Source organism: Sphingomonas sp. URJC2, from assembly GCF_059803575.1.
This window is the reverse complement of record NZ_JAPFGX010000056.1, coordinates 1-13251: the sequence shown is the minus strand read 5'-3', so window position 1 is coordinate 13251 and position 13251 is coordinate 1. Positions and strand designations below refer to the sequence as shown.

Sequence of the window (13251 nt, the reverse complement as noted above, 5' to 3'; positions counted from 1 at the left end):
CGCCGGCACCGGGCGCATCCCCGGCGACACGCCGATCCGCGCCGCCGCCGCCATCGCCCCCGCCGAACGGCTGGCGCGGATCGCGCGCGTACAGGCGCTGATGGCGCGCGCCGGGGTCGGTGCCCTGCTGGTCGAGGCGGGATCGACCTTGCGCTATTTCACCGGGATCAACTGGTGGCGCAGCGAACGATTGACCGCAGCGGTTATCCCGGTCGAGGGGCCGGTCGCCATCGTCACGCCGTTTTTCGAGGAACCGTCGATCCGCGAGATGCTGGCGGTGCCCGGCGATGTGCGGGTGTGGCAGGAAGATGAAAACCCCCATGCGCTGGTCGCGAGCTGGCTGCGCGACCTGAAGCTGGCCGGCCGTCCGGTGGCGGTCGAGGAAACGACGCGCTTCTTTGCGGTCGACGGGCTGCGGCAGGCGCTGCCCGATGTGCGGATCGGATCGGGCGCGGCACTGGTGAATGGCTGCCGGATGCTCAAATCCCCGGCCGAGATCGCGCTGATGCAGCGCGCGTCCGACATCGTGATCGCCGCCTATCGCGCCACTGCGCCGCAGGTGCAGGCGGGGATGGACGGGGCGCAGATCTTCCAGATCATGCGCGGCGAAATCGCCCGGCGCGGCGGCGAGACGCCGTCGGGCGGGGTCGAGATCAACGAAGGCAGCGCCCTGCCCCATGGCTCGCGCGAGCGGCAGACGGTGCGCGCGGGATCGGTGATCCTGATGGACTGTGGCTGCACGGTCGATGGCTATCATGCCGATATCTCCCGCACCTTCGTGTTCGGCACGCCCGACCGCGCGCAGCGGGAAATGTTCGCCCATGTCAGGCGCGGCCAGGATGTGGCGATGGCGGCGGCGCGGATCGGCGTGCCGGCGGGGCAGGTCGATGATGCGGTGCGGCGCGAATATGAACGGCTGGGCTATGGCCCGGGCTATCGCCTGCCGGGCCTGTCGCACCGCACCGGCCATGGCATCGGCATGGACGTGCACGAGCCGGTCAACCTGGTGCATGGCGAGACGACGCCGCTGCAGCCGGGCATGTGCTTTTCAAACGAGCCGGGGCTGTATGCGCCGGGGCGCTATGGCATCCGCATCGAGGATTGTTTCTACATGACCGAAAGCGGCCCGCGCTATTTCTCCGAACCGCCGCCCTCGCTCGACGATCCGTTCGCCTGACCGCCACCGGCCCGGGCGACCGGGCCGGCGGCACAGCCATAAGCGCGGCTGCGCCAGTTGCGCAGATGCGCGCCCGCGAGCAGCAGCGCCCCCGGCACGGTCAGCAGCGTCTCGGCCAGTTCAGGCACGTCGGCTATCGCCCCTGCGGCCAGCAGCGCCAGCCCCGCCCCGGCGAGCAGCAGCGGTGCCGCCTGCCGGTGCCGCCTGACGCCCAGCGCCAGCGCGACGATGCTGGTCGGCACCGCAAAGGCGAGCGCCCAGAGGTGAAACGCCTCCGGCCAGCGCACCCAGACGGTGAGCACCGGCAGCAGCAGCGCGACCAGCGGCAGGGCAAGGCAATGGACAAGGCACAGGGCCGAGGCGGCAATCGCCGCCCCGTCGAGCAGCCGTGCGGGCATGACGGAGGACGGGCCAGAGCACAGGCCGGAGAACGGGGCCGGATCGGGCATCTGCAAGGCTTTCTGGTCGCGGCGCCGGCCGATCCGCCGCCCTGTCATGCCTCCAGATGATGATACATTATATCATTTGCAAGACCTGCCCGGTCCCGCGCCGGCATATCAGCCGGTGATGCCGGGCAGGTTCAGCCCATGGTCGTGCGCGCATTCGCGCGCCGCGTCATAGCCGGCATCGGCATGGCGCATCACCCCGGTCGCGGGATCGTTCCACAGCACCCGTTCCAGCCGCCGCGCCGCCGCCGAGCTGCCATCGGCGACGATCACCATGCCGGCATGCTGCGAATAGCCCATGCCCACGCCGCCGCCATGGTGCAGCGACACCCAGCTGGCCCCCGACGCGGTGTTGAGCAGCGCGTTGAGCAGCGGCCAGTCCGACACCGCATCCGATCCGTCGCGCATCGCCTCGGTCTCGCGATTGGGGCTGGCGACCGATCCTGAATCGAGATGATCGCGGCCGATGACGATCGGGGCCTTCAGCTCACCCCGCGCGACCATCTCGTTAAAGGCAAGGCCCAGCCGGTGGCGGTCGCCCAGCCCGACCCAGCAGATGCGCGCCGGCAGCCCCTGAAAGCGGATGCGCTCGCGCGCCATATCGAGCCAGTGATGCAGATGGGCATTGTCGGGCAGCAGATCCTTCACCCGCTGGTCGGTGCGGTAAATGTCTTCAGGGTCGCCGGACAGCGCCGCCCAGCGAAACGGCCCGATGCCGCGGCAGAACAGCGGCCGGATATAGGCGGGCACGAAACCGGGGAAATCGAACGCCCCGTCAAGCCCCATGTCATGCGCGACCTGACGGATATTGTTGCCATAATCGAGCGTCGGCACGCCTGCGCGGTGAAAGGCGAGCATCGCTTCGACCTGATCGCGCATCGAGGCGCGCGCCGCCCGGTCGACCGCCCCCGGATCCTCGGTCCGCGCGCTCTGCCAGCGGTCGAGCGACCAGCCGCGCGGCAGATAGCCATTGATCGGATCATGCGCCGATGTCTGGTCGGTGACGATATCGGGGCGCACGCCGCGCCGCACCAGTTCAGGATAGAGGTCGGCGGCATTGCCGAGCAGCCCGACCGACACCGGCGCGCCGCCCCCGGCCCCGGCCCAGGCCGCCGTCTCTGCGATGATCGCCAGCGCCTCGTCCAGATCGGTCGTCGCGCGGTCGAGATAGCCGGTGCGCAGCCGCATCTCGATCCGGCTCGGCTGGCATTCGATGGCCAGGCACGACGCCCCGGCCATGGTCGCGGCCAGCGGCTGCGCCCCGCCCATGCCGCCCAGCCCGGCGGTCAGGATCCAGCGGCCCGCAAGGCTGCCGCCATAATGGCGGCGGCCGACCTCGACAAAGGTCTCATAGGTGCCCTGCACGATCCCCTGGCTGCCGATATAGATCCACGAGCCTGCGGTCATCTGGCCGTACATCATCAGCCCGGCGCGATCGAGCTGGTTGAAATGCTCCCAGGTCGCCCAGCGCGGGACGAGGTTGGAGTTGGCGATCAGCACGCGCGGCGCATCGACATGGGTGCGGAACACGCCGACCGGCTTGCCCGACTGGACGAGCAAAGTCTCCTCCTCGCCCAGATCGGTGAGCGCGGCGACGATCGCGTCAAAGCTGCGCCAGTCGCGCGCCGCCCGGCCGATCCCGCCATAGACGACCAATTCGTGCGGATTTTCCGCCACTTCAGGGTCGAGATTGTTCATCAGCATGCGCAGCGCCGCTTCCGCCTGCCAGGTGCGCGCCGTGCGCTCGGGGCCGCGCGGGGCGCGGATCAGCCGCTGATTGTCCATCCGGGTCATGACTGGCCTTTCGCAAAATCGAGACATTCGCTGAGGATCGCGCGCAGCACCGGGCGCAGCCGGGCAAGGCACGCCGGATCGATCCGGCCGGTCGCCTCGTCCAGATAGGCGCGCTGGGCGAGTTCCATCTGCACGGCATGGACGCCGTCGGCAGGCCGGCCGAGGCGACGGGTGATCCAGCCGCCCTTGAACCGCGCGTCGACGACATGATCGGCCCCGCACCGCGCGGCGATGGCGGCGGCAAGGGCGGGCGCACAGCTCGTCCCGCCATTGGTGCCGATGTTGAAACAGGGCAGCCGCCCCGCAAACAGCCAGGGCAATTCGCTGCGGATCGAATGGGCGTCATAGACGATGACCGCCGGGTGGCGCGCGCGCAGCCGGGCAATCTCGGCATCGAGCGCGGCGTGATAGGGATCGAACCACAAGGCGCGGCGGTGCGCGATTTCGCCGGCACCGGGCGCAAGCCCCGCCCGGTAGAGCGGCTGGCCGGCAAAATCGGTCGTCGGGCACAGCCCGGTCGTCGCCTGCCCCGGATAGAGCGATGCGCCCGACGGATCGCGGTTGACGTCGATCGCGATCCGCGACCGGCGGGTGCGGATCACCGTCGCGCCCAGCCCGGTTGCGAACCGGTAGAGCCGGTCGACATGCCAGTCGGTGTCGGCCAGCGCCGCCGCCGGATCGCGCAGCCGCGCGGCAATGCCGGGCGGAATCGCGGTGCCGGCATGGGGGATGCTGACGATCAGCGGCTGATCCCCCCGGCTGACGGCCAGCCAGCCGGGCATCAGCCGTCAATCCCCGGCAGCTCGGCCAGCACGGCGAGCGCGCCGCCGGCGACCAGCGCGGTCGCCGCGATGATGTCGGGATGGAAATGCCGGTCGGCGGCCAGCATCGGCACCTTGTCGCGCAGCAGGGTGCGCGCCGCCTCCAGCACCGCGCTCGACCTGAGCGGGGCATGAAAGTCGCAGCCCTGTGCGGCGGCCAGATATTCGATGCCGAGGATCGCGGCGAGATTGTCGGTCATCGCCGCCAGCCGCCGCGCGCCATGCGCGGCCATCGACACATGATCTTCCTGATTGGCCGATGTGGGAATGGAATCGACCGACGCCGGAGTCGCGCGCTGGCGGTTTTCCGACACCAGAGCGGCGGCCGTGACCTGCGGGATCATGAAGCCGGAGTTGAGGCCCGGCCGCGGCGTCAGAAACGCCGGCAGCCGCGACAGCGCCGGATCGACCAGCATCGCGATCCGGCGTTCGGCGATGCTGCCGATCTCGCACACCGCAAGCGCGATCATGTCGGCGGCAAAGGCGACCGGCTGGGCATGGAAATTGCCGCCCGACAGCGCGGTGTCGTCATCGGCCATGATCAGCGGATTGTCCGACACGCCGTTCGCCTCGCGCGCCAGCGTGGTCGCCGCCTGGCGCAGCAGATCAAGGCATGCGCCCATCACCTGGGGCTGGCAGCGCAGGCAATAGGGGTCTTGCACCCGCGCATCATCGGCCAGATGCGAGGCGCGGATCGCCGATCCCGCCATCAGCCGGGCAAGCGCTGCCGCCGCCTCGGCCTGCCCGGCCTGACCGCGCAGCGCATGGATGCGCGGGTCAAAGGGCGTGTCCGAGCCCTTGGCCGCTTCGGTCGACAGCGCCCCGGTCAGCAGCGCGGCGCGGAACAATGTGTCGGCGGCGAACAGCCCGGCCAGCGCATAGGCGGTCGAGAATTGGGTGCCGTTGAGCAGCGCCAGCCCTTCCTTGGGGCCGGGGTCGAGCGGGGTCAGCCCGGCGCGGGCAAGCGCATCGGCGGCCGGCATCCTGACGCCGCCCAGATCGATCTCGCCGACCCCGATCATCGCGGCGGCCATGTGCGCGAGCGGGGCAAGATCGCCCGACGCGCCGACCGAGCCCTGCGCCGGCACCACCGGCAGCGCCCCGGCGGCAAGCATCGCTTCCAGCATCGCCACCGTCTGCGGGCGCACGCCCGATGCGCCATGGCCGAAACTGGCGAGTTTGAGCGCCATCATCAGCCGCAACACCGGGCCGGGCATCGCCTCCCCCACCCCGGCGGCGTGGCTGAGGATGATGTTGCGCTGCAACTGCGCCAGATCGGCGGGGGCGATGGATTCACTCGCCAGCCGGCCAAAGCCGGTGTTGATCCCGTAAACGGGCGCGCCCCGCGCGACGATCCGGTCGACGGCGGCGGCGCTGGCGGCAATCGCCGGGCGCGCGGCATCCGCCAGCCGCACCGGCGCGCCCGCCATCGCCCGCCGCCAGTCGGCCAGCGGCACCGCGCCCGGCACCAGTTCGATCATGTGTCCTGTCCTTTGAAGATGCGCCGCCACAACGGGTTCGGCCCGATGCGGCAGACAAGGTCGTGGGGATGGTCGATGTCCCAGATCGCCAGATCGGCATCATGGCCGGGCCGCAGCGCGCCGACCTGGCCCGCCAGCCCCAGCGCGCGGGCGGCGATCACCGTCATGCCGGTCAGGCATTCATCGGGGGTCAGGCCGAACAGCACCGCGGCCATGTTCATCGCCGCCAGCGGCGAAGCGAGCGGCGAGGTGCCGGGGTTGAGATCGGTCGCCACCGCCATCGCCACGCCCGCCGCGCGCAGCGCCGCGACCGGCGGGGGCGTGGTTTCGCGCAGGAAATAATAGGCACCGGGCAGCAGCACCGCGACCGTGCCGGCGCGCGCCAGCGCGGCGATGCCGGCCGCGCCCAGATGCTCCAGATGATCGGCCGACAGCGCACCGTGCCGCGCCGCCAGTTCGGCCCCGCCCTGATCCGACAGCTGTTCGGCGTGCAGCCGCACGGCATAGCCCCGGGCGCGGGCGGCGGCGAACAGCCGGTCGATCTGTGCCGGGGAAAAGGCGATGGTCTCGCAAAACGCATCGACCGCATCGGCCAGCCCGGCAGCGGCGGGCAGCATGTCGGCGATGACATGGTCGATATAGGCATCGGCGGGGCTGGCGATCCCCGCGCCGCGGAACTCGGGCGGCACCGCATGCGCGGCGAGCAGGCTGGTCGTCACCCGCACCGGCCGCACCCCGGCGAGCGCGCGGGCGGCGCGCAGCATCTTGAGTTCATCGGCGGTCGTCAGCCCGTAACCCGATTTGATCTCGACCGTCGTCACCCCTTCGGCAATCAGCGCGTCGAGCCGGGCAAGGCTCTGGCCGACCAGCCCGGCTTCGTCCGCCGCGCGCGTCGCCCGCACGGTCGCCAATATGCCCCCGCCCGCCTGCGCGATGGCGGCATAGTCCGCCCCGCCCAGCCGGGCGACAAACTCGCCGGTGCGGTTGCCGGCATGAACCAGATGGGTGTGGCAGTCGATCAGCCCGGGGGTGATCCAGCGGCCGCCGCAATCGATCACCTCGCCGCTCGCAAAGCCGGGCGCATCGGCGGCGGCCCCGGCCCAGAGGATGCGGCCACCGGCCACCGCGACCACCCCGTCCTCGACCAGCCCGAGCGGATCGCCCGCCCCGCCCGTCATCATCGCCAGCCGCGCGCCGCGCCACAGCCGGTCGCAGCCGGCAGGGCCGGAGCCGGTTGGGCCGGAGCCGGTTGGGCGGGCAGGATCGGACGACTCGTCGGCCATGGCTTGATCCTGTCGCCCGTCGGCTGTTATGTCTAGACATAATAGACTGCGGACCACAGCTCGGGTCCGCGCGAGGGAGAGCGGCGATGATCCTGTGGTTCAACGAGGCGCTGCTGCCCGGCGGCTGGGCCGCCAATGTCGCCGTGCATGTCGAAGGCGACCGGATCGCGGCGGTGGCGCCGGGGGCCGATCCCGCGGCGGCCGATGAACGCCATGCCGTCGCCCTGCCCGGCCTTGCCAATGTCCACAGCCATGGCTTTCAGCGCGGCATGGCCGGGCTGTCGGCAATCGCCGCGCCGGGCGGCGACGATTTCTGGAGCTGGCGCACCGTCATGTACCGGTTTCTCGACCGGCTCGACCCCGATGATGTCGAGGCGATCACCGCCTTTGCCTGTGTCGAGATGCTGGAGGGCGGCTTCACCCGGCTGGGCGAGTTTCACTATCTGCACCACGCCCCCGATGGCCGGCCCTATGCCGCGCCGGCCGAAATGGCCGGGCGGATCGCGGCGGCGGCACAGGCGGCGGGGATCGGGCTGACGCTGCTGCCGGTCTTTTACGCCCATGGCGATTTCGGCGGCCGCCCGCCCGGCGCGGGGCAGCGGCGGTTCATCACCGATGTCGACGGCTTTGCCCGGCTGGTGGCGGACAGCCGCGCGCTCCTTGCCCCCGGCGACACGCTGGGCATCGCGCCGCACAGCCTGCGCGCGGCGACGCCCGAAGAGCTGACCGCGTTGCTGCCGCTGATGGCGGACGGCCCCATCCATATCCACGCCGCCGAACAGCTGCGCGAGGTGGAGGCGAGCGTCGCGGTGCTCGGCGCCCGGCCGGTCGAATGGCTGCTGGCCAACATGCCGGTCGATCGCCACTGGTGCCTTGTCCATGCCACGCACATGACCGATGCCGAAACGGCCGCGCTGGCGGCATCGGGGGCGGTCGCCGGCTTCTGCCCGCTGACCGAGGCCGATCTGGGCGACGGCATCGCCCCGGCCGACACGCTGCTCGGCTGTCGCGGCAGGCTGGCGATCGGCACCGATTCCAACATCCTGATCGATGCGGCGGGCGAGCTGAGGCAGCTTGAATATGCGCAGCGGCTGAAGCGGCGGCAGCGCAACATCCTGGCCACGGCCGATTATCCCTCGGTCGGCCGGTCGCTGTTCGAAGCGGCGCTTGCCGGCGGGCAGCGGGCGCTGGGCCATGGCGGCGGGCTGGCCGCGGGCGCGCCGGCCGATATCGTGACGCTCGCCGCCGATCATCCGGCGCTCTGCGGCGCGGGCGGCGACCGCTGGCTCGACGGCTGGATCTTCGCCGCGCGCGCGCCCGTGATCGACAGCGTCTGGCGTGCCGGTCGCAAGCGGGTGGCCGGCGGCCGCCATCTCGCACGCGATACCATCGCCTTGCGCTATCGCCGGGCGCTGGCCAAGATGGCGGCGTGACGATCGAACAGCGCATCCGGGCGGATATCGAAGGCAGGATCCGCGCCGGGGAGTGGAAGCCCGGCCACCGCATCCCCTTTGAACATGAGCTGGTGGCCCAATATGGCTGTGCGCGCGCGACCGTGGGCAAGGCGCTGGCGGCGCTTGCCCGGTCGGGGCTGATCGAGCGGCGGCGCAAGGCCGGGTCCTTCGTCGCCCAGCCGCAGCTGGAAGCGGCCGTGCTCGACATTCCCGATATCGGCGCGGCGGTGGCGGCGCGCGGCGACGCCTATCGCTGGGAACTGCGCGCCCGGTCGCAGCGACCGGCCCCGCCCGCCGATCCGGCCGCAGCGCTGCTCGGCACCGCCGGCCCGGTGCTGATGCTCGACGGCGTCCATCATGCCGGCGACCGGCCCTTTGCCCATGAACACCGGCTGATCGCGCTCGACGCGGTGCCGGAAGCTGCCGCCGCCGATTTCGCGGCCGGCGAGCCGGGACGCTGGCTGATCGCCCATGTGCCATGGAGCGAGGCGCGCCACCGGATCAGCGCCGTGCCCGCCGGCCGCGCCCATGCCGCCGCGCTCGACGTGCCGCCGGGCACTGCCTGCCTGCAGATCGAACGCTGGACCTGGCGGCTGGGCCAGGGGATCACCCATGTCGTCCAGCTGTTTCCCGGCCACCGTTACGATCTGGTCGCCCAGTTCACCCCCGCTGCGCGTTAGCGGGGGTGTTTGTTGCGCGCCTGTCGGCGCGGGGGCGGTGTTTGTGGTGCGGCTCACGCCGCACGGGCGGCACCGGCCCGCACCCCCACCCGGCCTCCCAACGGCAGGTTACGCTATGGGAGGCCGGGTGGGGGTGCGGGCCGGTGCCGCGACCAAACAAAGACCCCGCTCAGTGACCGGCCGTCGGAATCCCGCCGCCGCGCGGTTTGGGGGCCAGCCACACGGCAAGCGCGGCGGTCAGGAACACGCTTGCCGCCACCTGATAGACATGCGCCGCACCGATGGTCGCCGCCTGCGCCTCGACCAGCCGGTCGATCGCCGCCCGCGCCTGTTCGGGGGACGCGCCGCCCGCCTCGATCAGCGCCGAGGTGCGCCCGACATCATGGAGCGTGGGCACCAGCTCGCTGCGCATCCGTTCCGAACTGTCGTCCCACAGCGTCGTCGCCACCGCCGTGCCGATGGCACCGGCCAGCGTGCGCATGAAGCTCATCAGCCCGGCCGCCGACACCACCTTGTCCGCCGGCACAGCGCCGAGAGCGAGCGCGGTCAGCCCGATGAAGAAGAACGGCATCCCCGCCCCTTGCAGCAGATGCGGAAGCGCCAGCTGCCAGTAATCGGAATCGGTCGTCCACTGGGTGCGCAGCAGCGACATCAGGAACAGCCAGCCAATGCCGCCGGTGATCAGCCAGCGCACATCGACCCGCGCCACCAGCCGCGCCGCAAAGGGCGACACCAGCACCGCGAACAGCCCGACCCAGGCGACGACATAGCCGGCATTGGTGGCGGTATAGCCGAGCACCTGTTGCAGCCAGAGCGGGGTCAGCACGATCTGCGCGAAAAACGCCCCGAAGCCGAGCGAGATGGCAAGCACCCCGGCGACAAAGCCGCGATGCCGGAACACGCGCACATCGACGATGGGATCGGCCTCGGTCAGTTCCCAGATCAGGAACGCCGCGAACCCGACCGCGGCGATGATCGCCAGCCCGATGATCCAGCGCGATTCGAACCAGTCATATTCGCGCCCGGTGTCGAGCATGATCTGGAGCGCGCCGACGAACAGCACGAGCAGCGCCAGCCCGATATAGTCGATCCGCGCGCGCACGGTGCGGGTTTCAAACGGCGTGATCATCCGCTGCACGCCGAAAAAGCAGATGGCGACGATGGGCAGGTTGATGAAGAAGATCCACGGCCAGCTCCAGTTATCGCTGATCGTGCCGCCGAGAATCGGGCCGAGGATCGGCGCGGTCGTCGTCGTCATCGCCCAGATCGACAGGGCGACCGGCTGGCGGTTCTTGGGAAAGATCCGCAGCAGCAGCGTCTGCGACAGCGGCATCAGCGGCCCGCCCATCAGCCCCTGCATGACGCGGAAGGCAACAAGCATCGGCAGCGTCGTCGCCAGCCCGCACAGCAGCGAGAACAGGCCAAAGCCGAGCATCGAGATCAGGAACCAGCGCACGCTGCCGAACCGCCCCGCCAGCCAGCCGGTCAGCGGCACGCTGATCGCGTCGGCCACCGCATAGCTGGTGATGACCCATGTGCCCTGGGTCGGCGACACTGCCAGCCCGCCGGCAATGTGCGGCACCGCGACATTGGCGATCGAGGTGTCGAGCACGACGATGAAGTTCGCCAGCGCGAGCGCAAACGCCCCGATCAGCAGCCGCGCACCGGTCAGCGGCTGCGGTTCGTCGGGCATGGTGAGCGCGGCGGGGGCGGCGGGGGCAGCGCCCTCCCCCGGCCCGGCGGCAAGGGTTCCGGCCATGGCGCTCAGCGCTCCCGCGTGTCGATGACGGCTTCCATCGACAGGCCGATGCGTAGCGGATGGGCGCGCAGTTCGCGCGGGTCGAGCGCGATGCGCACCGGCAGGCGCTGGACGACCTTGATCCAGTTGCCGGTCGCATTCTGCGCCGGAATGAGCGCAAAGGCCGATCCGGTGCCGCCGGCAAAGCCGACCACCCGGCCATGGAACACGACATCGTCGCCATAGAAATCCGACACCAATTCCACCGGCTGGCCGGGGCGCACATCGGCGAGCTGGTTTTCCTTGAAATTGGCATCGACGAACGCGGCATCGACCGGCACGATCGTCATCACCGGCGTGCCGGCGGCGACCCGCTGGCCAAGCTGGACCTGCTTGTTGGTGACGATCCCGGCAATCGGCGCGCGGATGACGGTGCGGGCAAGGTTGAGCCGCGCCTGTTGCAGCCGCGCGCGCGCCGCGACAATCTCGGGCGCGGTGTCGAGCGTGGTGCCCTGAACCAGCGCGGCGGTCGCCGCGACATCGCCGCCGGCCGCCCGGCGCGTGGCCTCCGCGCTCGCCACGCCCGCCCGCGCCAGATCGCGCGCCGCGCGCGCCGACTGGAAGGCGGTGCGCGCCGCCGTCAACTCATCGCCCGACACCGCACCGCCCGGGGCCAGCGCCTCGCGCCGCGCCAGTTCGATCCGCGCGCGTTCAAACCCGGCCTCGGCATCGGCCAGCCGCGCGCGCGCCTCGGCGATCTCCGAGCTGCGGGCAACCGCCCGGCCGCTTGCCGCGCCCAGATTGGCCTCGGCCTGATGGAAACGCTGCACCGCCTGAGCAAGCGCGCTTTCGGCCTCGGCAACCGCGATCTTCGCGTCCGCGGGATCGAGCACAAGCAGGATCTGGCCCTTGGCGACCATCTGCGTGTTGGCAACCGGCACCGCCGCGACCGGGCCGCCGACCAGCGGCGCGATCTGCGCGGTATCGGCCCCGACATAGGCATTTTCGGTCGACACCCGGCCATATTGGGTGAGGAAAAACCACACCGCCCAAACCAGGGTCAGCGCGGCGACGACCGCGCCGAGCAGCATGAACAGGCGGCGGCGGCGGCCGGCAGGTGCCGCAGCGGCGGCGCGATCGGTGAGGGGCTGATCGGGCGACATGTCCGACATCATCAATGTCCTTGGGAAGGCGAGTTCGGGGAAACAGAATCGGGCTGCTGGCCGAAGCCGCCGCCCAGCGCGCGGACGAGCGCGACGTCGAGCGTAAGCCGCCGCCCTTCGAGGTCGGCGACCGCGCGTTCGCTCTGGAGCAATTGGTCGTCGGCGGCGAGCGCGCTCAGCTGGCCGGCCAGCCCGCCTTCATAGCGGATGCGGGCGATCCGCGCCGCCTCGCGCGCCGAGGCCAGAGCGGCGCGCTGCTCGGCCAGCCGGACGTCGAGCGCCCTGAGGCTGGCAAGCGCATCGGCCACCTCGCGCAGCGCGCCGACCAGCGCCGCGTCATAGCGCGCGACCGCTTCGTCATATTGGCCGCGCGCGCCGCGATAGGCCCCGGCCAGCCGCCCGCCCTCGAAGATCGGCAGGGTGAGCGCCGGGCCGAGATTGGCGATGCGCGACCCGCCATCGATCAGCTGGTTCAGCCCCAGCGATTGCAGCCCGACCAGCGCCGACAGGTTGAGATTGGGGTAGAAGGCCGCGCGCGCCACCTTGATCCGCGCCGCCGCCGCCTCGGCCCGCAGCCGCGCCGCCGCCAGATCGGGCCGGCGGCCGACCAGATCGAGCGCGAGATTGGCGGGCGCGCCCTTGCCAAGCGGCGTCATCGCCGGGCGGGCAATCGCCAGCCCCCGGTCCGGCCCGGCACCGATCAGCGCGGCGATGCGGTGGCGCGTCAGCATGATCGCCTCGTCAAGCGCGGCGATCTCCGCCCGGGCGGCGGGCACGCGCGCCTCTGCCTGGGCAAGTTCGCCGCGCGTGTCGACGCCTGCATCGACACGGCGCGCGGTGAGCGCGGCGGTGTCGCGGCGGATGCGTTCGGCGGCGACGGCGACGTCGCGCTGGCGATGCAGCAGCGCCAGATCGGCATAGGCGGCGGCGATGCCGGTCGACAGCATCAGTTCGGCCTGGGCGGCGTCCATCGCCGCCGCCCGGCTTTCGGAGGTGGCGGCGGCCAGCGCGGCGCGGTTGCGCCCCCATAGATCGAGATCGAACGACACCGAGCCTGCGATCCGGCCGACATCCTGAATCCCGTCGGGAACGAACTGGGGCGGAATGCCCAGATTCTGGCTCTGCTGCTGGCCGCCCGCCGAGGCCTCGACCCCGAGGCGCGGCAGCGTGGCCCCGCGCGCCTGCTCGGCCAGCCCCTCGGCGGCGCGCAGCCG

General features: G+C 71.3%; 11 protein-coding genes. 3 read left to right on the top strand and 8 right to left on the bottom strand.

The genetic code is table 11. The annotated features are described in order from the left end of the window. Positions 1–1177: M24 family metallopeptidase (locus tag OPU66_RS14085; RefSeq protein WP_498554285.1), on the top strand; the 1177-nt coding region annotated here is incomplete at its 5' end. On the opposite strand, the gene OPU66_RS14080 is transcribed toward OPU66_RS14085, so the two are convergent. From OPU66_RS14080 to hutI, 5 genes are read right to left on the bottom strand one after another with little or no spacing between them, the layout of a single operon-like run. Next, positions 1132–1674: a MerC domain-containing protein gene (locus OPU66_RS14080; protein ID WP_498554284.1), complete on the bottom strand. Its 543-nt coding sequence runs from the start codon at positions 1672–1674 to the stop codon at positions 1132–1134. The genes OPU66_RS14085 and OPU66_RS14080 overlap by 46 nt on opposite strands. A 60-nt stretch (positions 1675–1734) precedes the next feature. Further along, positions 1735–3417 (bottom strand): urocanate hydratase, encoded by a 1683-nt coding sequence (hutU, locus tag OPU66_RS14075; protein ID WP_498554283.1) that lies wholly within the window; start codon positions 3415–3417, stop codon positions 1735–1737. After that, positions 3414–4199, bottom strand: a complete 786-nt coding sequence (hutG, locus tag OPU66_RS14070; RefSeq protein WP_498554281.1) for an N-formylglutamate deformylase — start codon at positions 4197–4199, stop codon at positions 3414–3416. Before hutG ends, hutU begins: the two co-directional genes overlap by 4 nt. Then, positions 4199–5719: a histidine ammonia-lyase gene (gene hutH, locus OPU66_RS14065; RefSeq protein WP_498554280.1), complete on the bottom strand. Its 1521-nt coding sequence runs from the start codon at positions 5717–5719 to the stop codon at positions 4199–4201. Before hutH ends, hutG begins: the two co-directional genes overlap by 1 nt. Continuing rightward, positions 5716–6900: an imidazolonepropionase gene (gene hutI, locus OPU66_RS14060; protein WP_498554287.1), complete on the bottom strand. Its 1185-nt coding sequence runs from the start codon at positions 6898–6900 to the stop codon at positions 5716–5718. The genes hutH and hutI overlap by 4 nt, the downstream gene beginning before the upstream one ends. Before the next feature lie 188 nt (positions 6901–7088). Between hutI and OPU66_RS14055 the strand changes: the two genes are divergently transcribed. Beyond that, positions 7089–8435, top strand: coding sequence for a formimidoylglutamate deiminase (locus OPU66_RS14055; RefSeq protein ID WP_498554279.1), 1347 nt, complete (start codon positions 7089–7091; stop codon positions 8433–8435). Then, positions 8432–9136: a histidine utilization transcriptional repressor HutC gene (gene hutC / locus OPU66_RS14050; protein WP_498554278.1), complete on the top strand. Its 705-nt coding sequence runs from the start codon at positions 8432–8434 to the stop codon at positions 9134–9136. Before OPU66_RS14055 ends, hutC begins: the two co-directional genes overlap by 4 nt. 169 nt (positions 9137–9305) lie before the next feature. On the opposite strand, the gene OPU66_RS14045 is transcribed toward hutC, so the two are convergent. The 3 genes from OPU66_RS14045 to OPU66_RS14035 form a co-directional block, all read right to left on the bottom strand. Then, entirely contained in the window at positions 9306–10895 is a 1590-nt protein-coding gene (locus OPU66_RS14045) for a DHA2 family efflux MFS transporter permease subunit (protein WP_498554277.1), read from the bottom strand. Between the two features lie 5 nt (positions 10896–10900). Then, positions 10901–12046, bottom strand: coding sequence for an HlyD family secretion protein (locus tag OPU66_RS14040; RefSeq protein WP_498554286.1), 1146 nt, complete (start codon positions 12044–12046; stop codon positions 10901–10903). 2 nt (positions 12047–12048) lie between these two features. Then, positions 12049–13251 (bottom strand): efflux transporter outer membrane subunit (locus OPU66_RS14035; protein ID WP_498554276.1); only part of this gene is annotated, 1203 nt, incomplete at its 5' end.